Annotated in this window: 24 protein-coding genes; 17 read left to right on the forward strand and 7 right to left on the reverse strand. The window is 71.1% G+C overall.

Annotated elements, in window-relative coordinates:
• Nucleotides 1–303 precede the first annotated feature (303 nt).
• Nucleotides 304–729 carry a hypothetical protein gene (locus tag ACIRD7_RS03555; RefSeq protein ID WP_403449170.1) on the forward strand — a complete coding sequence of 142 codons (426 nt, stop codon included), beginning with the start codon at nucleotides 304–306 and terminating at the stop codon, nucleotides 727–729.
• Here ACIRD7_RS03555 and ACIRD7_RS03560 read toward each other — a convergent pair.
• A complete protein-coding gene (locus ACIRD7_RS03560) occupies nucleotides 711–1,541 on the reverse strand; it encodes a helix-turn-helix domain-containing protein (protein WP_403449173.1) in 831 nt (276 codons plus the stop codon). The genes ACIRD7_RS03555 and ACIRD7_RS03560 overlap by 19 nt on opposite strands.
• On the opposite strand from ACIRD7_RS03560, the gene ACIRD7_RS03565 reads away from it, so the two are divergent.
• The 4 genes from ACIRD7_RS03565 to ACIRD7_RS03580 all read left to right on the forward strand — a co-directional run bounded on the left by ACIRD7_RS03565 (nucleotide 1,540) and on the right by ACIRD7_RS03580 (nucleotide 3,091).
• A complete protein-coding gene (locus tag ACIRD7_RS03565; protein ID WP_403449176.1) occupies nucleotides 1,540–1,740 on the forward strand; it encodes a hypothetical protein in 201 nt (66 codons plus the stop codon). The two genes, ACIRD7_RS03560 and ACIRD7_RS03565, sit on opposite strands and share 2 nt — an antisense overlap.
• 59 nt (nucleotides 1,741–1,799) lie before the next feature.
• Nucleotides 1,800–1,937 (forward strand): hypothetical protein, encoded by a 138-nt coding sequence (locus tag ACIRD7_RS03570; protein ID WP_403449179.1) that lies wholly within the window; start codon nucleotides 1,800–1,802, stop codon nucleotides 1,935–1,937.
• Between the two features lie 102 nt (nucleotides 1,938–2,039).
• On the forward strand, nucleotides 2,040–2,342 hold the full coding sequence (locus tag ACIRD7_RS03575) for a 4a-hydroxytetrahydrobiopterin dehydratase (protein ID WP_380846795.1): 303 nt from the start codon (nucleotides 2,040–2,042) through the stop codon (nucleotides 2,340–2,342).
• A gap of 5 nt (nucleotides 2,343–2,347) precedes the next feature.
• Entirely contained in the window at nucleotides 2,348–3,091 is a 744-nt protein-coding gene (locus tag ACIRD7_RS03580; RefSeq protein ID WP_403449182.1) for a class I SAM-dependent methyltransferase, read from the forward strand.
• Here ACIRD7_RS03580 and ACIRD7_RS03585 read toward each other — a convergent pair.
• Both ACIRD7_RS03585 and ACIRD7_RS03590 read right to left on the reverse strand, forming a co-directional pair.
• Nucleotides 3,060–3,536 (reverse strand): hypothetical protein, encoded by a 477-nt coding sequence (locus ACIRD7_RS03585; RefSeq protein ID WP_403449185.1) that lies wholly within the window; start codon nucleotides 3,534–3,536, stop codon nucleotides 3,060–3,062. The two genes, ACIRD7_RS03580 and ACIRD7_RS03585, sit on opposite strands and share 32 nt — an antisense overlap.
• On the reverse strand, nucleotides 3,533–4,030 hold the full coding sequence (locus tag ACIRD7_RS03590) for a hypothetical protein (protein ID WP_403449188.1): 498 nt from the start codon (nucleotides 4,028–4,030) through the stop codon (nucleotides 3,533–3,535). The genes ACIRD7_RS03585 and ACIRD7_RS03590 overlap by 4 nt, the downstream gene beginning before the upstream one ends.
• Before the next feature lie 39 nt (nucleotides 4,031–4,069).
• On the opposite strand from ACIRD7_RS03590, the gene ACIRD7_RS03595 reads away from it, so the two are divergent.
• Both ACIRD7_RS03595 and ACIRD7_RS03600 read left to right on the forward strand, forming a co-directional pair.
• Nucleotides 4,070–5,020: a helix-turn-helix transcriptional regulator gene (locus ACIRD7_RS03595; protein WP_403449190.1), complete on the forward strand. Its 951-nt coding sequence runs from the start codon at nucleotides 4,070–4,072 to the stop codon at nucleotides 5,018–5,020.
• A 40-nt stretch (nucleotides 5,021–5,060) separates the two neighbouring features.
• The gene (locus ACIRD7_RS03600) at nucleotides 5,061–5,201 is read left to right on the forward strand and encodes a hypothetical protein (protein ID WP_403449193.1); all 141 of its coding nucleotides are present in this window, start codon (nucleotides 5,061–5,063) and stop codon (nucleotides 5,199–5,201) included.
• 107 nt (nucleotides 5,202–5,308) lie between these two features.
• Here ACIRD7_RS03600 and ACIRD7_RS03605 read toward each other — a convergent pair whose 3' ends face one another.
• Complete coding sequence (locus tag ACIRD7_RS03605; protein WP_403449196.1) at nucleotides 5,309–8,224, reverse strand: glycoside hydrolase family 48 protein; 2,916 nt, start codon at nucleotides 8,222–8,224, stop codon at nucleotides 5,309–5,311.
• 366 nt (nucleotides 8,225–8,590) lie between these two features.
• Between ACIRD7_RS03605 and ACIRD7_RS03610 the strand changes: the two genes are divergently transcribed.
• Nucleotides 8,591–10,300, forward strand: a complete 1,710-nt coding sequence (locus tag ACIRD7_RS03610) for a glycoside hydrolase family 6 protein (protein WP_403449199.1) — start codon at nucleotides 8,591–8,593, stop codon at nucleotides 10,298–10,300.
• Nucleotides 10,301–10,345: 45 nt separating this feature from the next.
• Here the strand turns inward: ACIRD7_RS03610 and ACIRD7_RS03615 are convergent, their stop codons facing one another.
• Entirely contained in the window at nucleotides 10,346–11,116 is a 771-nt protein-coding gene (locus tag ACIRD7_RS03615) for a phytanoyl-CoA dioxygenase family protein (RefSeq protein ID WP_403449201.1), read from the reverse strand.
• Between the two features lie 137 nt (nucleotides 11,117–11,253).
• On the opposite strand from ACIRD7_RS03615, the gene ACIRD7_RS03620 reads away from it, so the two are divergent.
• From ACIRD7_RS03620 to ACIRD7_RS03630, 3 genes are all read left to right on the forward strand, one after another.
• Nucleotides 11,254–12,153 carry a class I SAM-dependent methyltransferase gene (locus ACIRD7_RS03620; protein WP_403449204.1) on the forward strand — a complete coding sequence of 300 codons (900 nt, stop codon included), beginning with the start codon at nucleotides 11,254–11,256 and terminating at the stop codon, nucleotides 12,151–12,153.
• A gap of 94 nt (nucleotides 12,154–12,247) precedes the next feature.
• Nucleotides 12,248–12,949 carry an SDR family oxidoreductase gene (locus tag ACIRD7_RS03625; RefSeq protein ID WP_403449206.1) on the forward strand — a complete coding sequence of 234 codons (702 nt, stop codon included), beginning with the start codon at nucleotides 12,248–12,250 and terminating at the stop codon, nucleotides 12,947–12,949.
• A gap of 66 nt (nucleotides 12,950–13,015) precedes the next feature.
• Nucleotides 13,016–13,627 (forward strand): hypothetical protein, encoded by a 612-nt coding sequence (locus ACIRD7_RS03630; RefSeq protein ID WP_403449208.1) that lies wholly within the window; start codon nucleotides 13,016–13,018, stop codon nucleotides 13,625–13,627.
• Nucleotides 13,628–13,839: 212 nt separating this feature from the next.
• Here ACIRD7_RS03630 and ACIRD7_RS03635 read toward each other — a convergent pair whose 3' ends face one another.
• Entirely contained in the window at nucleotides 13,840–14,673 is an 834-nt protein-coding gene (locus tag ACIRD7_RS03635; protein WP_403449210.1) for an aldo/keto reductase, read from the reverse strand.
• A 344-nt stretch (nucleotides 14,674–15,017) separates the two neighbouring features.
• Here ACIRD7_RS03635 and pqqA point away from each other — a divergent pair, with 344 nt between their 5' ends.
• The 6 genes from pqqA to ACIRD7_RS03665 all read left to right on the forward strand — a co-directional run bounded on the left by pqqA (nucleotide 15,018) and on the right by ACIRD7_RS03665 (nucleotide 19,381).
• On the forward strand, nucleotides 15,018–15,167 hold the full coding sequence (gene pqqA, locus ACIRD7_RS03640; protein WP_403449212.1) for a pyrroloquinoline quinone precursor peptide PqqA: 150 nt from the start codon (nucleotides 15,018–15,020) through the stop codon (nucleotides 15,165–15,167).
• A gap of 22 nt (nucleotides 15,168–15,189) precedes the next feature.
• Nucleotides 15,190–15,909, forward strand: a complete 720-nt coding sequence (gene pqqC, locus ACIRD7_RS03645; protein ID WP_403449213.1) for a pyrroloquinoline-quinone synthase PqqC — start codon at nucleotides 15,190–15,192, stop codon at nucleotides 15,907–15,909.
• Nucleotides 15,906–16,160, forward strand: a complete 255-nt coding sequence (gene pqqD / locus ACIRD7_RS03650) for a pyrroloquinoline quinone biosynthesis peptide chaperone PqqD (protein WP_403449216.1) — start codon at nucleotides 15,906–15,908, stop codon at nucleotides 16,158–16,160. The genes pqqC and pqqD overlap by 4 nt, the downstream gene beginning before the upstream one ends.
• Complete coding sequence (gene pqqE, locus ACIRD7_RS03655) at nucleotides 16,157–17,248, forward strand: pyrroloquinoline quinone biosynthesis protein PqqE (RefSeq protein ID WP_403449218.1); 1,092 nt, start codon at nucleotides 16,157–16,159, stop codon at nucleotides 17,246–17,248. The genes pqqD and pqqE overlap by 4 nt, the downstream gene beginning before the upstream one ends.
• Before the next feature lie 167 nt (nucleotides 17,249–17,415).
• Entirely contained in the window at nucleotides 17,416–18,198 is a 783-nt protein-coding gene (locus tag ACIRD7_RS03660) for a Tat pathway signal sequence domain protein (RefSeq protein ID WP_403449219.1), read from the forward strand.
• A gap of 43 nt (nucleotides 18,199–18,241) precedes the next feature.
• Complete coding sequence (locus ACIRD7_RS03665; protein ID WP_403449222.1) at nucleotides 18,242–19,381, forward strand: PQQ-dependent sugar dehydrogenase; 1,140 nt, start codon at nucleotides 18,242–18,244, stop codon at nucleotides 19,379–19,381.
• Between the two features lie 12 nt (nucleotides 19,382–19,393).
• Here the strand turns inward: ACIRD7_RS03665 and ACIRD7_RS03670 are convergent, their stop codons facing one another.
• Nucleotides 19,394–21,220, reverse strand: a complete 1,827-nt coding sequence (locus tag ACIRD7_RS03670; protein WP_403449223.1) for an AMP-dependent synthetase/ligase — start codon at nucleotides 21,218–21,220, stop codon at nucleotides 19,394–19,396.
• Nucleotides 21,221–21,436: the final 216 nt, after the last annotated feature.

Below are 21,436 nucleotides of genomic sequence, written 5' to 3' on the forward strand. Positions count from 1 at the left end.
CGCCTCCCCTACGCGCCGAAAGTACGTCGTGCAGTGTGCCATGTTCCGGTTTCCCATGGGGCCTGGGGCGGTGTGCCATGTTCCGGTTTCCCATGGGGCCTGGGGCGGTGTGCGGTCCGCGGCACGGTGGGGCCGGTCGCGCGGTTCCCCGCGCCCCCGAGGGGTTGTCATTACCCCGCGGGTAATCGACCCGTCCGCTGCTCCGCGAGACCTTTGAGTCACCGGATTCCGGGGCGGCGCACTCCGGTCCGGAATCCGGGTCTCCTCGTCTGCCAACCCGACCCCGACGGAGGGTGATTCACCATGTCCGCCACCTCGATCGCCGCGCTCGCCCGGACCTCCGACCCGCAGGCCGTACTGCGCCGTTTCCTGGCCCTGGACTCGGTCGTGACCGGGGCGAACGGGCTCGCCTATCTCGTGGCGTCCGGACCGCTCGGGCGGCTCCTCGGCGTCGACTCCACGCTGCTCCTCGCCCTCGGCGGGATCCTCACGGCGTACGCCGCCGCCGTCGGCCTGCTCGCCTCACGCGCCCGCCCGGCCGGGTTCCCGGTGCGTGCCGTGATCGAGACCAACCTCGCCTGGGCCGCGCTGAGCCTTCTCGCCCTCGCGGTGTGGCTGTCGCCGACCGCCGCGGGTGCCGTGTGGACGGTCCTGCAGGCGCTCGTGGTCGGGGGGTTCGCGATCCTCCAGCACCTTGCCCTGAAAGCCCGTCAGGGCAGCAGCGACTGAAGGTACTTGACCGTCGCCGGGTCGGCCGGGAGCAGCGTCTCGATGGCCAGCTCGGCGACGGTCACGTCCATGGGCGTGTTGAAGGTGGAGATGGAGGAGATGAAGGACAGCACCCGTCCCTCGTACTCGATCTGCATCGGCAGCGCGAAGTACGGGACAGGCTCGGCCGGTTCGGCGCCGGGCGTCTCCTCCGGCACCGGGTAGGCGGCGACCTCCTCGTACAGTGCGCGCAGCGGCTCGGAGCGGTGCAGGGCGATCTGTCGCCGCATCTGCGCGAGGAGATGGCCGCGCCACTCGCGCAGGTTGCGGATGCGCGGCGCGAGGCCCTCCGGGTGCAGGGTCAGGCGCATCGCGTTCAGCGGGGGTTCGAGGAGGTGCTCGGGGACGCCGTCGAGGATCATCAGGATGCCCCGGTTGGCCGCCTGCACGTTGTACATGGCGTCCACCACGAGCGCCGGGTACGGCTCGTAGCCCTGGATCAGCTGCTCCATGCCGGCGCGCAGCGCGTCCAGCGCCGGGTCGTCCAGCGGGGTCTCCGGATAGTGCGGGGCGTAGCCGGCGGCCAGCAGCAGCGCGTTGCGCTCGCGCACCGGCACCTCCAGGTGCTCCGCCAGCCGCAGCACCATCTCCTCGCTCGGCCGGGAGCGGCCCGTCTCGATGAAGCTGATGTGCCGCGCCGAGGAGTCGGCCCGCAGCGCCAACTCCAGCTGGCTGACCCGCCGTTGCTCCCGCCAGGCCCGCAGCAGCGGGCCGACGCCCTGGCCGGAGGGTGCGGTGGCGGTGGCGGCGCTGCCGGACGGGACGATGCTCATGTGTACGACCGTAGTCGAGGAGCGGGTGGTCAGCGACGACATCGTCGCCGGGGGGCGGGTGGTTAGCGACGACATCGTCGCCGGGGGGCGGGTGGTCAGCGACGACATCGTCGCCGGGGGGCGGGTGGTTAGCGACGACATCGTCGCCGGGGGGCGGGTGGTTAGCGACGACATCGTCGCCGGGGGGGCGGGTGGTTAGCGACGACATCGTCGCCGGGGGGCGGGTGGTCAGCGACGACATCGTCGCCGGGGGGGCGGGTGGTCAGCGACGACATCGTCGCCGGGGAGCGGGTGGTCAGCGACGACGCCGTTGCCGGGGAGCGGGTGGTCAGCGACGGCCCCCATCGCCGCGGAGCGCTGCCCGGCTGCCGGCTCGTGGACGGTACGGCAGCCTGAAGTGTCCGGCGCCGGTCCCCGGGAACCCTTCTGACCAGGGCCGCCCTGCCCCGGCTGTGGCACGCTGAAGACGAACCCGACCGTTCAGGAAGGAGCGATGCCATGCCCCTCGAACCGCTGTCGCAGAAGGAGATCGAGGACCGGCTCGCGGAGCTGCCCGGCTGGTCGCTGGACGGCGACCGGATCGCCCGCTCCTACCGGCTCCCCTCGCACTTCGCGGCCACGGCGATGGTCGTGCACATCGCGCAGGTCCAGGAGGAGCTCGACCACCACTCCGACCTCACCCTGGGCTACAACACGGTGTCACTCACCGTGAACACGCACACCGTGGGCGCCGTGACGAAACGCGACTTCGCCCTCGCCCGCCGGATCGAGGACCTCGCCCCCGGCCACGGGGCACAGTGACGCGAGTGCTGGACTACGACAAGGAAGCCGAGCGATACGACGCCTCGCGTGGCGGCGAACCCCGGGCGGCGGCCGCGGCCCAGGCCGTGCTGGGACTCCTGCCCGAGGGGACACGGCGCCTGCTCGACGTCGCCTGCGGCACCGGCATCGTCACACGGCGCCTGGCCGCCGGCCGCCCGGGACTGTCCGTGACCGGCGTCGATCTCGCGCCCGCGATGGCCCGCCAGGCCGCCGCCCGGATGCCCGGCACCGTCGTGCTCGCCGACTGCCGGCGGCTGCCGTTCCGGGCCGGCCGGTTCGACGCCGTCACCAGCGTGTGGCTGCTGCACCTCGCACCGACCGCCGAGGACGTGCGGACCATCGTCGGCGAGTGCGCCCGGGTGCTGCGGCCCGGCGGGGTCTACGTCACCACGGTCGACAAGGCCGCCGCCCACAACGTGGGCAGTGACATCGATGCCGTGATGGCCTCCCGCCCACGCCGCTCGGCCCGGGACGCGGCGGCCGTGGTCGAGACCTACGCCCGCGACCACGGCCTGCTCCCCGCGGGCGGCGCCGGCTTCACCGGGCACGGCCAGGGCCGCAGCCCCCGCCGCACGATCGCCGACCTGCGCCGGGGCTGGTTCGTCACCCTGCCGCCCGGCGGGGCGCTCGCCGACGGATTCGCCGCCCGCCTCGCACAGCTGCCGGACCAGGACCGTCCCCGGGCCGACCCGGTGTTCACTCTCCGTGCGTTCCGGAAGGCCGAGTGAAGTCCATCGTCCAGTTGGTCAGCCAGGTCTCACCGTCGTCGACGGAGAACGCCTGCTCCCAGCGGGCCGACGTCCGCGAGACGCCCGACCACACGAACCGCACCCGGACGTCCTTCCCGTCGTAGGTGTCGTCGCCGTGGAACTCCCCGCGTCCGCCCTCGAACCGGCCGGTGACCGGCGGGAACAGCGTCCCGGTGACGCTGGAGGCCCAGTACAGCGACCACCGCTCGGTCGCCCGGTCGAAGAGCCGCAGCGTCGCCCCCTTCGCCGACAGCCGCGGCATGTCGATCTCGTCGAGGTTCGCGGCCCCGTCGAACAGCGGCAGGCAGCGGCTGGTCCCCGGGAACTCCTCCCAGGCACTGTCGGGGTCGAGGGCGTCGGTGCGACGGCGGTTGCGGACGTCCCACTCGCCGTGGAAGAAGTCGAAGTCGTGCGCGCTGCTCATGTGCGGTCTCCGGTGGTTCCTTCGGGCAGGGAATCGGCCAAATAGGCCGACAGGTCCGGGACGCCCGGTGCGAGCAGGTGCCGCACCCAGGCGTCCCGTTCGTGCAGGATCGGCGGGAGTTCCCAGACGCAGCCGATCCACGGCAGGTCGGGGGTGATGAAGTGCGTGGGGTCGCGGTCCGGGCAGCCCAGCGCCGGCTGGCCCGCCGACGCGAACCTGTAGTGCAGGACGTTGTCCCACACCCAGCTGTAGGCGTTCAGATAGGCGCCGTCGTCCCCGCCCCGGTGCAGCACGACGAACGTGGCCGGGGGCGTGCCGTCCGGCTCCGGCAGCAGCTCCGGCAGGATCTCGTACGCCGCCTTTTCCACCTCGGGGGCGATGCCCGCGGGGTCGGTCGTGACGTGGTAGCGCTTGATCCACCGCCCTGCCACCTCGATCGGCGGGGGTACGGTCAGCAGTTTCTCGGCGAAGGCCGGTTTCTCCGTGAGGGCCATGACGCGACGCTATGACCGCTTCACTGACATCCTGTGTCAGTGAAGTCCAGCCGTCTCGTCTCCGTCCTCCTGCTGCTGCAGACCCGCGGCCGGATGACGGCCGCCCAGCTCGCCGAGGAGCTGGAGGTGTCGGTCCGCACGGTGTACCGGGACATCGAGGCGCTGAGCGCGGCGGGCGTCCCGGTGTACGGCGACGCGGGCCACGCCGGCGGCTACCGCCTGCTCGACGGCTACCGCACCCGGCTCACCGGCCTCACCCCGGACGAGGCCGAGGCCCTCTTCCTCGCCGGCGCCCCCGGCCCCGCCGCCCAGCTGGGCCTCGGCTCCGTCCTGGCCGCCGCCCAGCTCAAGGTCCGCGCCGCCCTGCCGGCGGAGCTGCGCGGCCACGCCGACCGGATCAGCGGCCGCTTCCATCTCGACGCGCCCCGCTGGTACGCCGCCGCCGACGAGACGCCGTACCTCCCGGCGGTGGCCGACGCCGTCTGGAACTGCCGTGTCCTGCACGTCCTGTACCGCCGCTGGCGCGAGCCCACCGACGTGGAGCGCCGCCTGGAGCCGTACGGACTCGTCCTCAAGGCGGGCCGCTGGTACGTCGTCGCCGGACCGGGGCCCCGCACCTACCGGGTCGACCAGATCCTCCGACTCGCCGCCACCGAGGAGGAGTTCGACCGGCCCGACGACTTCGACCTGGCCGCGTACTGGGCGGCGTACCAGAGCGACTTCGGCGACCGCCTGCGCAGCGGCCGGGCCGTGGTCCGGCTGGCTCCCGGAGTGACCCTCGACCGCGGGACCGGCCACCGCGGGGAACAGGACGGCTGGACCAGGGTCACCGTCCCCATCGAGTCCGTCGACCACGCCCACGCCGAGTTCCTCCGCATGGGCACCGGCGTCGAGGTCCTCGAGCCGCCGGAGCTGCGCGCGAAGATCGCCCGGACCGTGGCCGAACTGGCCGGGAGATACGGCAACTCGGGCGCGGACGGCGGCGACTGAGGGAGCGGAACCCGTCCGCCCTCCCGAGGAGGTACGCCCCGTGCGGCACCCGCGCGAGCACCGCGGACACCGGGCCGCCCTTTCCGCGGCCCTCGTCACGGCGGCCCTGACGGCCGCCTCGCTCACCGCCCTGAACGGCTCCGGCACCGCGCGGGCCGCCACAGAGAGGTGGGGGAGATAAGCGCTTTCTGTGTGGTCCGAGAGTTGCCGGGCGACCCCCTGTGCGGGAGGGGGTCGCCCGGCGGGTGGAAACGCCGTGCCCGGAGGCGCCCGGTCAGGGGCGCGGGGCTATTCGAGAAGCTCCGCGTACGAACCCATGGCCAGGGCGATGTCCGCCTGGGCCCAGAACCGGTGATACGTGAACGACGGCACCGCACCGCCCGCGAGATACGCCTCGATCTTCGACCAGGCCGGGTCGTCCTCGTAGAACGAACGGATCGAGTCGAAGGTCGACGACGCGTTGATCGCGTCGCCGTTCGGCATGGTGCCGGTCCAGCCGCTCGGTACGTGGACCGCGTCGTCGAAGCGGTTGTAGTCGGCCCGGCTCTCCGGGACGGCGATGCCCAGGGCGTCCTGGTGGTTGTCCCACATGCCGTCGAGAAGCGCCTTGGCCGTGGTCGCCGCCTGTGTGTCACCGGAGCGGTCGCCGTAGTACGTCAGGGTCTTGGCGTACGCGGCCGCCACCCCGACGTCGTTGGTGTAGTCGGCGACGGTGACGTGAAGTCCGTTGTTCGCGCCCGGACTTGACGGGTTCCAGGTGTCGGGCTGCCCCGACCACTGGAGCGTCGAGGGGATCCGGTACGTGCCGTCCGGATTGACGGTCGTCTCGGACAGCGCCCAGTCGACCCACTTGTCGAGCACGGCCTTCGCGGCCGCGTTCCCCGTCTGCTGGTAGTACTCGGCGACCCGCTCCATCGACCACGCCTGGAAGCCGAACCACTGGTTGGACGGCGGGTCGTGGTAGACGGGCTGCTGGTCGTAGTACATGCCGTAGAAGGTCGACTTGCCGGTGGGCGGCGTCGCGTACCGGCCCGCCCAGCTGTTCGTCGCCCCGCCCGCGATCGCGCCCTCGCTGGACTGCAGCCAGCGGTAGAACTCGACCTGCCGCTCAAGGGACTTGGCCCAGTCCGCCTGCCCTGTCGCCGACTTGGGCTTGAGGTCGGCATACGCGCTGAGCGCATACGCGGCCATCGGGTTCTGGTAGCCGCCGTGCGCGTGGCTGGAGCCGATGCGCCAGGACCAGCCCGCGGAGGTGTCGGTGGCACCGCCCCACGCGTAGTACCAGGACAGCAGGTAGAACGAGGCGTCCTTGCCGGTGCCCGCCGGGCAGGACGAGGGCCCGACACAGTTGCCGATCTTCTTGAAGTACTTGTCGTACATCGCGTAGCGCAGGTAGTCGCCCATCTTCGCGGCCTTCGCCACGGTCGCGGAGACGTCGCCGCCCTTGCCCTGCGCGTCGGCCCACTTGTCGGCCCAGTACGCGGCCTGCACCGCACGCGCGTCGGCGTCCGGGGCGTTGGTGAACTTCCACTGCTTGGCATAGGAGGCGTCACCGGTGAACAGGTCCAGGTACCCGTTCCTGCCGCCGTACTTGAACTGGTCGCAGGTCGGCTGCGGCACCGTCTCCCACACCGACTCCTGCGCGCCGCGCTGGAAGGTGTTGATGTACGACGGCCCGGTGTCGCCCGGCCCCGCCTCGCACTTGCCCGGCGAGTTGCCGTATCCGTAGACGTTGTCGACGTCCTGCAGCCAGTGCATGCCGTAGATGTCGTCCGTGCCGTACGCGCTCTTCAGCTCGCCCGCGATCGGGTCCGAGCCGACCGGGACCGACCCGTCGAGCTTCGCCGGGTACTCGTTCGGGGTGTCCAGCTCGGGTGCGTACGTCGCCGGCTTGGAGGCGTTGTAGAAGGAGTTGGTCGGCTGGTCGGCGCGGGTCGGGATCATGTACTTCTCCATGATCTCCCAGGCCCCGTTGAACTTGGACCAGTCGCCGGTCACCTTGCCGTACATCGCCTGCAGCCAGAGAAGGTAGCTGTAGGCCTCCGACGTGGTCTCATGACCGTGGTCCGGCGCCTCGACGATCAGCGTCTCGACCGAGTGGTAGGGGATGCCCTCGGGTGAGAAATAGCCGTTGGCCGGGTTGGTGATCTTGCCGTAGAGCTCCAGGAAGCGGGCGTCGTACGCCTTCGTCGCCGCGATCTGGGTCGCCGTCACCGACGCCTTGGCGTGCCCGGTGGCCGTCGACTCGAAGGTCGCCGAACCGGTGCCGGAGGCGGCGGCGCCGATGGTCACCTTCTGCGCGGTGTTCCAGTTCGAGGGCGTGAAGGTGAGCGAGGCCCCGCCGGTCACCGACAGCCCCGAGTTGCCGCTGGTGCGGGCAGTCGTGACGGTGACGGTGGCCGTCGGCCGGGTCGACAGCTTCACGTCGTACGTCGCCGACTTGCCCTGCTGGACGGGAAGTTGGGCCGGTGTGGCCACCACGGCGGGACCGGAGGCGACCGTGATGCCGACCGGCGTGGACTCCCCGGACGCGCCCAGGCTGTCGTACGCCTTGGCGAGCAGGGAATGACTGCCCACGGTCAAGCTTGAGACCGAGAGCGAGTACGGCGCCGTCGTGTCCGTGCCCAGCAGGGTCGTGTCGTCGTAGAACTCGACCTTGCCGATGGTCGCGCCGTCCGCGGCGGCGGCCGTGGCCGCGAGCGGGACGGCGTCGCCCTGCGTGTAGACGGCACCCGCGGCCGGGCTGGTCAGCACGGTGATCGGGGGCTGGTGGGCGCCGGTGCAACTCGTGCCGTTGATCGCGAAGTCGGCGGGCGCCGCGTTGCTGCCGCTGTACGTGAACTGCGCGCCGGTCGTGACGGCGGCACCGGCGGCGATGCGCCCGTTGTAGCCGGCGTCCTTCACGGTGACCGACTGGCCGGACTGGGACCAGGTGCCGTTCCAGCCGTTGCCGAGCTTCTGGTTGCCCGCGTAGGCGTACGTCAGCGTCCAGCCGTCGATGACGTCCGTGCCCCGGTTGGTGAGGGTCAGTTCCGCGGTGAAGCCGGAGCCCCAGTCATTGGTCCGGTAGTCGACACCGCACTGGACTGCCGCCGCTCGGGCCGGAGTCGACCCGGTGCTGAGCATCGTCAGGGGAAGCGCCAGGGCCGCGACGACGGTCGTCCACAACCGTCCTGTGGCTCTGCGTCTGCGTGGGGGATGCACGTGCTGGTTCCTCCTTGCGGCTCGGAGAAGTCAAGGCCTGAACCAGTGGGAGCGCTCCCATAGTGGAGACGGGGGTGCGAGGGGTCAAGGTGCTTGAAGAGTCGAAAAGATTCGACGCGCTCAGTTGAGCAAAAGTCAGCAACTCCCCTGTCCTTAACCGGCACTTGGCGCTAGCTTCGTGGACACAGTGGGAGCGATTCCATCACTCGACGCGTCCGTCACGACGTGCCTGAGCTGTGAGGAGTCGCTCATGCGACACCCCCCGCGTTCAGTACGTTCAGCCGTCGTCGGCACCTCCTCCTTGTCTCTTGCGCGCTCTGCACGGACGGACCGTCAGCACCCGCGACCAAGAAGGAACCCGCACTCATGACTCGTACCAGAACAGCGATGCTCGCCGCCCTGGCACTGGTCGCCGGGGCCTCGGGGACCGCGCTCGCCGCGGCCCCCGGCGCAGTCGGCACGGCCGCCGTGCCCTGCACCGTCGACTACAAGGTGCAGAACCAGTGGGACACCGGCTTCACCGCGGCCGTGACCGTCACCAACCAGGGGGCCGCAAAGTCCAACTGGTCGGTGAAGTGGTCCTACGCCGGCAACCAGAAGGTCACCAGCGGCTGGAACGCGCGGATCAGCCAGAGCGGCGCCGATGTCACCGCAGCCAACGAGAACTACAACGGGACGCTCACGACCGGAGGTTCGGTCAGCTTCGGCTTCCAGGGCTCCTACAGCGGCACGAACGCCGTCCCGGCCACCTTCACCCTCGACGGCGTGGCCTGCAACGTCGACGACGGCGGTGGCGGCCCCACGGATCCCGACCCCACCGGTCCCAAGGCCGACAACCCGTACTCCGGCGCGAAGGTGTACGTGAACCCGGAGTGGTCCGCGAACGCCGCCGCCGAGCCGGGCGGCAGCCGGATCGCGAACCAGCCGACCGGGGTGTGGCTGGACCGGATCGCCGCCATCAACGGTGTGAACGGCCGCATGGGCCTGCGCGACCACCTCGACGAGGCCCTGACCCAGAAGGGCTCCGGCGAGCTGGTCGTCCAGCTGGTCATCTACAACCTGCCGGGCCGCGACTGCTCCGCCCTCGCCTCCAACGGCGAACTCGGCCCGACGGAGCTCGGCCGGTACAAGACCGAGTACATCGACCCGATCGCCGCGATCCTCGCCGACCCGAAGTACGCCTCGCTGCGGATCGTCACCGCGATCGAGATCGACTCGCTGCCGAACCTGGTCACCAACACCGGCAGCCGTCCGACGGCCACCCCGCAGTGCGACGTGATGAAGGCCAACGGCAACTACCAGAAGGGCGTCGGCTACGCCCTCAACAAGCTCGGCGACGCACCCAACGTCTACAACTACATCGACGCCGGCCACCACGGCTGGATCGGCTGGGACGACAACTTCGCCCCCAGCGCCGCCGTGATGAAGGAGGCCGCCACCTCCGAGGGCGCCACCGTCAACGACGTGCACGGCTTCATCGCCAACACGGCCAACTACAGCGCCCTGAAGGAGAACAACTTCACCATCAACGACTCGGTCGGCGGCAAGTCCGTCCGGGAGTCGAAGTGGGTCGACTGGAACCGCTACGTCGACGAGCTGTCCTACGCGCAGGGCTTCCGCGACCAGTTGGTCACGACCGGCTTCAACTCCGGCATCGGCATGCTGATCGACACCTCCCGGAACGGCTGGGGTGGCTCGGCACGGCCTGCCGGTCCGGGTGCGACGACCGACGTCGACACCTACGTCAACGGCGGCCGCTACGACCGCCGCATCCACGTCGGCAACTGGTGCAACCAGTCCGGCGCCGGCCTCGGCGAGCGCCCGCAGGCCAACCCGGCGACCGGGATCGACGCGTACGTCTGGATGAAGCCGCCGGGTGAGTCCGACGGCTCCAGCAGCGCGATCCCGAACGACGAGGGCAAGGGCTTCGACCGCATGTGCGACCCGACGTACACGGGCAACCCGCGCAACGGCAACAACATGTCCGGTGCGCTGCCGGGCGCTCCGCTGTCGGGGCACTGGTTCTCGGCGCAGTTCCAGCAGTTGATGCGGAACGCGTACCCGCCGCTGTCGTGATCCGGTGACTTCGGCGAAGTAGCGCGGCAGGACGCCGGGGGCTGGTCAGCTCTCCTGGGCCAGGCCCCGGCGGATCGCGAACTCCACCGCCGAGTAGTTGCCGTCGGGCCGCTCCAGGTCGTACGGCTCCGCCGGGTGCAGGGGTGGCTGGGCCATGAAGCGGGGGCGGGTGCCGTGGTGGGGCTGGGCGGCGTGGACCAGGAAGGGGTGGCAGAGGTAGACGTCGCCGGGGACGCCGGTGGCGTGCGCGAGCGGGCGGTGCGCGGAGGCCGCGTCGACCTTCGGGCCCAGCTCCAGGAAGGAGGCGCCGGCCTCGCCGTACGGTGCCAGGACGCGCGGGACGTCCAGATGTGAGCCGACCCGGATGCGGGTCGGGGCGTCGTCCTCGGTGACCTCGCTGAACAGGAACAGCATGAGCAGCGAGCGGTCCTTCGAGTGCACGTTCGTATGGGGGTGCTCGGCACCCTCGGGTACATAGCTTCCCTCGATGTGCCAGCCCGCGTCGTCCGGCTCCTCCTCGTGCGGGAACCGCAACGGGAAGCTGCCCAGCGAGTAGCGGGACAGCCAGCGGCCCTCGCCCACCAGCACGTCGAAGGCCTCGTGCAGGACGTGCGTGTTCACGGCGGCCGCGAAGGGGCCCTGCGCCATGTCGTACACCCAGTGCACGGGCTTCTCCCAGGTGCCCGGGTCCTCCGGGTCGCACCCGGTCTCCCGCCACAGCAGCCGGGCGCAGTGCTCGGCGACGCGTGGCGGAAAGGCGCCCTCGATCTTCACGAACCCGTCCTCGAGGAACCGCTCCACCATCTCGTCATCCATCGGGCCATCCTGAGCGACCGCCGCCCACCGTCGCACCTCATTTTTCCCTGCCCGTTTTTGCCGCCACGGCAAGGACAGTGGCCCGGGGGCGGTGCTCCGGAGCACCCTGGCGGCATCCGGACGAGAGGCCGACCACCATGGCGCACGCCGACCACGCGCATCACTCGCACCAGCCGCACCGCCGCCACGACCACACCGACATCGACTGGAGCGAGATGGCTCCGATGCTCGAGGCGCAGGCGGAGCTGTTCACGCCCCTGTACGAACACGCCATGGCCTGGCTGGCCAAACGGCAGACCGAACCAGGGCTGATCGTGGACGCGGGCAGCGGTCCGGGAGTCCTGTCCTGTCTGCTCGCCGACACCTTCCCCGGCGCCCGGATCGTGGCCGTCGACAGTGCCGGGCCGCTGCTCGACCGGGCCCGGGCGCGGTCGGAGCGGCTCGGCGTCGCCGACCGCTTCGGCACCCTGACCGGTGAACTCCCCGATGTACTCGACGAGTTGGACTACCCGGTCGATCTCCTGTGGGCCGGCCGCAGCCTGCACCACCTGGGCGACCAGCGCGCCGCCCTCGCCGCCTTCGCCGGCCGGCTCGCCTCCGGCGGCACCCTGGCCCTCCAGGAGGGTGGCCTGCCCACGCGGTTCCTGCCGCGCGACCTCGGTTTCGGGCGACCCGGGCTGCAGGCGCGGCTCGACGTGCTGGAGGCGGAGTGGTTCGCGCAGATGCGGGCGGATCTCCCCGGCTCCGTCGACGAGACCGAGGACTGGCCGGCGCTGCTGGCCGCGGCCGGCCTGAGGCCCACCGGCACCCGCACCTTCCTCCTCGACCTGCCCGCCCCGACCACGGACCGCGCCCGCGCCTACGTCGTCGCCTCCCTCACCCGCTCCCGCGAGGGCTTCGGCGAGCACCTCGACGCCGAGGACCGCGCGACCCTAGACCGGCTGCTCGACCCGGACGACAGGGCGAGCGTGCACCACCGCCCCGACGTGTTCGTGCTGGCGGCGCAGACGGTGTACACGGCGGTGCGCACGAGGTGACTCCGGGCCCGCGGCCGGCCGGCGGGACTTGACTTCGAGAGCTCTCCAAGTGATGGACTCCTCGTCGTCCGAACCGAGACCCAGGGGGAACACCATGACCGACTCTCCGGTCGCACTCATCACCGGCGGCGGCAGCGGCATCGGCGCCGCGGTCGCGCGGCAACTGCTGGACGCCGGGCACCGGGTCACCGTCACCGGTCGCGGCGAGGCGCGGCTGCGCGGTTTCGCCGAGGAACTCGGGGAGCCCGACGGCCTGTTGACGGTGGTCGGGAACGCCGCCGAGTACGCCGACGTCCAGGCCGCGGTCGACGCGACGCTCAAGACGTTCGGCCGGCTCGACACGGTCGTCGCCAACGCCGGGTTCGCCACCCACGACACCGTCGCCGAGGGCGACCCCGCCGGCTGGACCGAGATGGTGCTGACCAACGTCCTCGGCCCCGCCCTGCTGATCCGCGCCTCCGTCGACGCCCTGAAGGAGACCCGCGGCCGGATCGTGCTGGTCGGCAGTGTCGCCGGGTTCGTGCCGGGGCCGGGCAACATCTACGGGGCCACCAAGTGGGCCGTGACCGGGCTCGCCGAGAACACGCGGCGGCAGGTGACCGACTGGGGCATCGGCGTGACCCACATCGCGCCGGGCCGGGTGGAGACGCCCTTCTGGGACAGCTACGGCAGCCTGCCGCCGGGGCATCTGCTGACCGCCGACCAGATCGCCGACTCGGTGGTGTGGGCGATCCGGCAGCCCGACGGCGTGGACGTCAATACCGTCGTCGTGCGCCCGCTCGGACAGCCCAACTGAAAGGGATCTTCTTACACTGGACATACCGAAGATTTCGGTGGTGTGCCCGGCTTTCCGGGAGGTGTCATGTTCGTACGCGCCATCTACACGACCGGCGATCCGAAGAAGATCGACACGGCCATCAGGGCCATGAACACCGAGGGGCGCGATCTCCTGGAGGACCGCCCGGGGTACCGCGGAGCGAGCGTCTTCGTGGACCGGACGCTCGGGAAACTCCTCGCGGCCAGCTGGTGGGAGACGGAAGAGGCCCGGCGCAACAGTGACGAGGTGCTGCGCGAGCGGCGGGCGGCGATGCTGGAGCCGTTTGCCGGCACGCTGGCGGTCGACAACTACGAGGCGCTGGTCTTCCACCAGGTACGGCCGCCGCAGGCGGGCGGCGGGCTGCGGCTCAGCCGGCTGGACTTCGACCCGATGGACACGGACCTGCTCGCCGACACGTTCCGGGCGACGGTGGTCCCCAGGCTCGAAACCCTTCCCGGGCTGGCCAGGGCGTCCCTGTTGGTCGACCGGGAGCGCGGCCGCGGGATGGTCGGGGTGATCTTCGTCGACCAGACCTCCCTGGCCGCGTCCCGCTCGGGCCAGGCGGGTGCCCGGCACGAGGGCGCCGCCAAGGCGCATGTGTCCGTGACCGGGCTGGAGGAGTTCGAGGTCGTGTTCACGGACGTGCGGGGCGAGTGAGCCGGACGCTGAAGGCGCTGGACGGTGACGCGGCGGGACGGTGACGGAGCCGGACGGTGAGGAGCCGGACGGTGAGGGCCCCGGACGGTGAGGGCGCCGGACGGTGAGGGCGCCGGACGCTGAGGGCGCCGGCCCGCCGCATCCGGTCCCGCGTACGCGTCCGCCCGCCGCTCGTCTGCGCTGAGCGGCGGGCGGATCTGCGGGAGCGGGGGTCAGCCGCCGAAGGCCGCCGGGTCGGGGCCGATGCGCCGGTCCTCGTTCAGGGCGCTGATCGCGGCCAGGTCCTCGTCGTCCAGACTGAAGTCGAAGACCTCGATGTTCTCCTTGATCCGCGACGGCGTCACGGACTTCGGGATCACGACGTTGCCGAGCTGGAGGTGCCAGCGCAGCACGATCTGGGCCGGGCTGCGGCCGTGCTTCTGCGCGATGGCGACGATCGCCGGGACCTCCAGCAGACCCTTGCCCTGGCCGAGCGGCGACCAGGCCTCGGTGGCGATGCCCTGCTCGGCGTGGAACTCGCGGGAGGCGTGCTGCTGAAGGTGCGGGTGCAGCTCGATCTGGTTGACCGCCGGGATCACCGACGTCTCGTCGATCAGCCGCCGGAGGTGCTCCGGAAGGAAGTTGGAGACGCCGATCGCGCGGATCCGGCCGTCGGCGTGCAGCTTCTCGAACGCCTTGTAGGTGTCGACGTAGCTGTCACGGGCCGGCTGCGGCCAGTGGATGAGGTACAGGTCGAGGTACTCCAGGCCCAGCTTCGCCAGCGAGGTGTCGAAGGCGCGGAGCGTGGAGTCGTACCCCTGGTCGCTGTTCCAGAGCTTGGTGGTGACGAAGATGTCCTCGCGGGGGACGCCGGAGGCGGCGATGGCCTTGCCGGTGCCCTCTTCGTTGCCGTAGATCGCCGCTGTGTCGATGCTGCGGTACCCGGCCTCCAGCGCGGTGCCGACCGCCTTCTCCGCCTCGTCGTCCGGCACCTGCCAGACGCCGAAGCCCAGCTGGGGCATCTCCACGCCGTTGTTGAGGATGATCGGGGGGACCTTGCTGCTCACGAGCTCTTGATCCTTACGGTTGTCGTCAGGTGGTACTCATATCGTCAACGATCACGGGGTGCCGTGCATTCCTGACGGCCGAATCCGCCGCGATCCGCTGCGGAATCCGTTGCGGAACCCGTGCAACTGACCGGCGGGTCAGTCATGGGTCAGCGCTGGGGGAGTCAGATTGGCCGGAAACGCATCCGACGTTATCGGTCCGGACCATTGACCGTGGACCGTCATGCCGCGACTCTGTATCGCGCCACCGAACGTGTTGATGAACTCGGTGCACGCATGTGAACAGCAAGTGCCTGTCTGGGCTCTGAGACCCCCCACTTCCTCAGGAAAGCAGGTATGCGCACATGGACGAGAGGCTGCTCGACACCCACCCGGCACGACAGACGGAACAGGTCATTCAGGAAACATCGGATGAGGTGGTCTGGCAAAGCCCCGGCTACTCCCTCGTGGAGACCGCCCTCGAAGTGACCGCCTACGCCCTCGCCGACCGCTAGCCGGCCGCACCGCGAGAGCACCGTGACCGCGACACGCGGGCCCGCCGACGGCACCGCGGCCCCCTGGGGGACCACCGAGTTCACCGGGCGGCTGCGGGCCGTCACCGCGGCGCGCTACCACGACCGTCACCCCTTCAACCTCCGTATGCACAAGGGCGAGTTGACGCCCGGCGAGCTGCGCCGGTGGATCGCCAACCGCTTCCACTACCAGCGCCACATCCCCGTCAAGGACGCCCTGATCCTCGCCAAGCTGGAGCGGCCCGCGCTGCGCCGGGCCTGGCTGCGCCGCATCCGCGACCACGACGGCGCGGCCGAGGGGGAGGGCGGCATCGAGCGCTGGCTGCGGCTCGGCGAGGCGGCCGGCCTCGGCCGGGACGAGCTGTGGGACGCCTCCCGGGTGCTGCCCGGGGTGCGCCTCGCGGTCGACGGCTACGTCAACTTCTGCCGGCTGAGCCCCGCGCTGGACGCCGTGGCCGCCTCCCTGACCGAACTGTCCGCACCGGACCTGATGCGCACCCGCATCGACGCCTTCGAACGCCACTACCCGTGGATCGAGCCGCAGGGCCTCGCCTATTTCCGCACCCGGGTCGACCAGGGCGCCCGCGACGGCGAGGAGGCCCTCGCCCTGGTCCTGGACCGGGCCCGCACCCGAGAGCTGCAGGAGCGGGCGGTGGCGGCGCTGGCCTTCAAGTGCGAGGTGCTGTGGGCCCTGCTGGACGCGGTGGACGGCGGCGGCCCATGACCTGGCGCCCCGCCCTCGCCCGCGCCGTGCTGCTGCGCCACGACCGGGTGCGCGGCAAGGACCTCCTGCTCCTGCCCGAGCGGGTCGTCGTGCTGCACGGGCACGCGGGCCGCGTCCTGCTGCTGTGCGACGGCAGCAGGCCGGTGGCCGACATCGTCGCCGAGCTCGCCACCCGCTTCCCCGGCGCCCCGGTCGCCGACGAAGTGCCCCAATTCCTGGACACGTTGCGAAAGGAGGGCTGGCTGCGGTGACCGCCGATCCCCCGTGGGCCCTGCTCGCGGAACTCACCCACCGCTGCCCGCTGCGCTGCGGGTACTGCTCCAACCCCGTCGAACTGGTCGGTCGGTCAGTAGAACTGACGGCCGGACAGTGGGCCGGAGTGTTCCAGCAGGCCGCCGACCTGGGCGTCGTACAGACCCATCTGTCCGGCGGCGAACCGCTGCTGAGGCGAGATCTGCCGGAGGTCGTCGCCGCCGCCGCGGCCGCGAGCCTGCACACCCAGCTGGTCACCAGCGGTGTCGGACTGGACGAGCGGCGGCTCACCGGGCTCGTCGCCGCCGGGCTGCACAGCGTCCAGCTGTCCGTGCAGCACACCGATCAGGCCGCCGCCGAACGCATCGCGGGCGCCCGCTCGTTCGCCGCCAAGGAACGCGCGGCCCGGCTGATCCGTGCCGCCGGGCTGCCGTTCGGTCTCAACGTCGTTCTGCACCGCGGCAACATCGACGCCCTGGACGACCTGATCGCCCTCGGCACGGACTGGGGCGCCGACCGGATCGAGCTCGCCCACACCCAGTTCCACGGCTGGGCCCTGCGCCACCGCGCCGCCCTGCTGCCCACCCGCGCACAGGTGGACCGGGCCCGCGCCAGGCTCGCCCACTGGCGCCAACACCAGGACGCCGTACCGGAGTTGATCTGGGTCGCCCCCGACCACGTCGACGGCACCGCGAAACCCTGCATGGGCGGCTGGGGCGCGATCTCGCTCACCGTCGCCCCGGACGGAACGGTCCTGCCGTGCCCCGCCGCGGGCGCCCTGCCCGGCCTCGACCCGCCCAACGTCAAGGACCGCCGGCTCAGTTGGATCTGGCACGAGTCGAAGGCGTTCAACGCCTACCGCGGCGAGAGCTGGATGCGGGAGCCGTGCAGAACCTGCGACCTGCGCTCCACCGACCACGGCGGCTGCCGCTGCCAGGCGTACGCGCTCACCGGCGACGCCACCCGCACGGACCCCGCCTGCCGGCTCTCGCCCGACCACGCCCTGGTCCGGGACCTGGTCGACGCCCCCCGCCCCCTGCCCGGCACGCCCGGCTTCGCCCCCGCCTACCGCGAAGGAGCCCCATGAGACGTCGCCTGCAGACGCTGCTCACAGCGGGCACGTTCTCCAGCATGTTCACCCTGCGCCCCGTCCCGGGGCGCCACGAACGACCTGCACGGCCTGGACGCCTTGCTGATCATGAACGAGCAGCTGCGCACCCGGCCTCGCCCACCCACCACCCCGAGGGAGCAGCCATGAACACCAGCCGAAGGACCCTGCTGGGCGCGGCCCTGGGCGGCGCGGCGGGCGTCGCCGTCGGCCTGTCCGCCGCGCCCGCGAGCGCCGCCTCCTGGCAGCTGAAGTGGTCCCCGTCCGCGCGCTCCGACGGGCTGCGGGCCTTCGAGACCATCGAGGACGACCGCGCCGACTCGCACCCGGCGGGCGCTCCCCACATCCGCCCGGACGGCGACAACTGGCGCTTCACCATGCACAGGGCCGACCGGGACACCTCCACCGACCGCCAGCGGCACGAGGTCACCGGCCTGCGTACCTCCTCGGGCTACCTGAAGTGGCTGCCCGGCCAGACCTGGCGGGTGACGTACTCGATGTACATCCCGAGCTCGCTGAAGGCCACGACCACCTTCACGCACATCATGCAGATGAAGCAGCCTGGCGCCGGCTCCTCGCCGATCGTGGTGCAGTCCCTGCGCCGGGTGAACGGGGCCCAGACCATTGAGCTCCAACTGCCCGTCTCGGGCACCCTCATCGGCCGTACCTCTCTCGACCCGCTGCACGACCGGTGGACCGACGTCGACTTCCAGATCAAGGTCGGCGACGGCTCGTCCGGCTCGGTGCGCTGGATCCTCAAGAGCGGCGGCACCACGCTGATCGACAGGTCACGCAGCGGCGTCGACACGTTCCTGGCCGACCGGGTGCGCCCCAAGTGGGGCATCTACCGCAGCCTCGGCGACACCTCGGGCTCCCTCCAGGACTGCCACCTGCTGCTCACCGGCCTCCGCGGCTACCAACTCGTCTGATCACGCACCCCCGGCCCGTTTCCCCCCACCTGGAGGTGGCCCCGTGCACCACCACATCGCCGCCGGACACCGGCCCCGCCCCGGCGTCCGCCTCGTCGCCCTCGGCGCCCTGCTGCTGTCCCTCCTCAGCGCCTCCCCACCCGGCGCGGCCGCCGCGGCGCCCGACACCCGGCCCCCGACCCGCCCCGCCCGGGCGGACGGCGGGGTCCCTTCGTCCATCGGCACGCTGTCGTCCGGCTGGACCATCCCCTGGGGCACGGACTGGATGCCGGACGGCTCCAGCGCCCTGGTCACCGAACGGGACAGCTTCAAGGTGTTCAGGCAGGCCAAGGACGGCACCAGAAAGCAGCTGGGCAGCGTCCCCGGCGTGGTCACCACGGACGGCGAGGGCGGGCTGCTCGGTGTGGCCACGGACCCCGGCTGGGCCACCAACCACCGCGTGTACTTCATGCACACGGCCGCCGAGGGCAACCGCATCGCGCGCATGACCTACGACGGCAACTCCCTGAGCGGCTACACGGTCCTGCTCCAGGGCATCAAGAAGAACCGCTACCACAACGGCGGACGGCTCGCCTTCGGCCCGGACGGCTATCTGTACGCCTCCACCGGCGACGCCCAGAACTCCTCACTGGCCCAGGACAGGAACTCCCTGAACGGCAAGATCCTGCGTCTGACGACGGACGGCAAGCCGGCCCCGGGCAACCCCTTCGGCACCCACGTCTACTCCCTCGGCCACCGCAACCCGCAGGGCCTCGCCTTCGACCGCAGCGGCCGGCTGTGGGCGGCGGAGTTCGGCAACAGCGCCTACGACGAGCTCAACCTGATCAAGCCCGGCGCCAACTACGGCTGGCCCACCTGCGAGGGCACCTGCTCGGTCGCCGGCATGACCGATCCGAAGAAGACGTGGCCCGTCTCCCAGGCGTCCCCGAGCGGCATCGCCATCGTCCGCAACGTCATCTACATGGCCGCCCTGCGCGGCGAACGCCTGTGGCGCATCCCCATCGACGGCGACACCGAGAACGTCGGTTCGGCGACCGCGTACTACGTCGGCACCTACGGCAGGCTGCGCACGCTCACCAAGGTGCCGGGCGCGGACCAGCTGTGGCTGACGACCACCAACTGCGACAGGAACGGCGGCGAGCCGGCCGGGGCGGACAGGATCCTCCGCGTCGGCATCACCTGACCCGGCCCGGGCTCAGGCCTGGTACAGCGCCTCGACCTCGTTCACGTACGCGTTCTCGATCGCCTTGCGCTTCAGCTTCAGCGACGGCGTGAGCAGCCCGTGCTCCTCGGTGAACGGCTGGGCGAGGATGCGGAACGTGCGGATCGACTCGGCCTGCGAGACCAGGGTGTTGGCGGCGACCACCGCGCGCCGCACCTCGGTCTCCAGGTCGGCGTCGCGCACCAGCTGGGCCGGGGTCATCTGCGGCTTGTCCCGCATCATCAGCCAGTGCTCGACGGCCTCCTGGTCGAGGGTGACCAGGGCCGCGATGTAGGGGCGGTCGTTGCCGACGACGATGCACTGCGAGACCAGCGGATGGTCCCGGACCCGCTCCTCCAGCACACCCGGTGAGACGCTCTTGCCGCCGGAGGTGACGAGGATCTCCTTCTTGCGGCCGGTGATGGTGAGATAGCCGTCCTCGTCGAGGGAGCCCAGGTCACCGGTGGCCAGCCAGCCGTCGTGCAGGGACTGGTCGGTGGCCTTCGGGTTGTTGAGGTAGCCCTGGAAGACGTTGTCGCCGTGCAGCCAGATCTCGCCGTCGTCCGCGATGTGCACGGTCATGCCGGGAATGGGTTGGCCGACGGTGCCGTAGCGGGTGCGCTCGGGCGGGTTCGCGGTCGCGGCGGCCGTCGACTCGGTGAGGCCGTAGCCCTCGTAGATGTGCACGCCGGCGCCCGCGAAGAACAGCCCGAGCCGCCGGTCCATCGCCGAACCGCCCGACATCGCGTGCCGGATACGGCCGCCCATCGCGGCCCGCATCTTGGAGTAGACGAGCTTGTCGAAGAGCTGGTGCTGCATGCGCAGCCCCGCCGACGGGCCGGGCCCGATGCCCCACGCCTTGGCCTCCATGGCGTCCGCGTACTTCACGGCGACGTCGACGGCCTTCTCGAACGGCCCCGACCGGCCCTCCTTCTCGGCCTTGCGGCGGGCGGCGTTGAAGACCTTCTCGAAGATGTACGGCACGGCGAGGAAGAACGTCGGCTTGAACGCGGCGAGGTCGGGCAGCAGGGCGGCGGCGTTCATCTGCGGCTGGTGGCCGAAGCGGACCCGGCCGCGGATCGCGGCGACCTGCACCATCCGTCCGAAGACGTGCGCGAGCGGCAGGAACAGCAGGGTCGCCGCCTCGTCGCCCTTCCGGGAGTGGAACACCGGCTCCCAGCGCTCGATGACGGTGTCCGCCTCGTACATGAAGTTGCCGTGGGAGATGACACAGCCCTTGGGGCGGCCCGTCGTCCCCGACGTGTAGATGATCGTCGCGATCGAGTCCGGCGTGACCGCCTGCCGGTGGCGGTGGACGACGTCGTCGTCGAGGTGCGCACCGGCGTCGTACAGCTCCTGCACGGCGCCCGAGTCCAGCTGCCACAGCTGGTGCAGGCGGGGCAGCCGGTCGATGACGGTCGCGATGGTCATCGCGTGGTCCTCGTGCTCGACGATCGCCGCCGAGCACTCGGCGTCGTACAGCATCCAGAAGCACTGCTCGGCCGAGGAGGTCGGGTAGATCGGCACGACCTGCGCGCCGATCGTCCACAGGGCGAAGTCGAAGAGCGTCCACTCGTAGCGTGTGCGGGACATGATCGCGACCCGGTCGCCGAACCGGATCCCCCGGGCGAGCAGGCCCTTGGCGAGGGCCAGCACCTCGTCCCGGAACTCGGCTGCGGTGACGTCCCGCCACTGGTCGTCCTCGTCCTTGCGGCCCAGGACGACATACAGCGGATCCTCCTGGGCATGCTGGAAGACGACGTCGGCCAGGCCGCCCACCGGCGGTGCCAACGCCAACGGAGGATTGGTGAACTCGCGCAAACCCGCTCCCCGCTCCGAATACCTCGGCTGACGCTCCGCACAGCGCCGTGAAAGCTACCCCACCCGCCTTTCGGACGGGAGGGGGCCGAAAATCGACTGGTGCTCAGGTATGCACAGGTCAGCGGCGGAAAATGCGCTCACATGGGGAAGGGTCGGACAGAAAACTGACGGTCGAGTAAGTTTCGGGCCCGTAATCTCCACCGAATCTGTACGACC

The organism is Streptomyces sp. NPDC093568 (genome assembly GCF_044764945.1).
Taxonomy (GTDB): domain Bacteria; phylum Actinomycetota; class Actinomycetes; order Streptomycetales; family Streptomycetaceae; genus Streptomyces.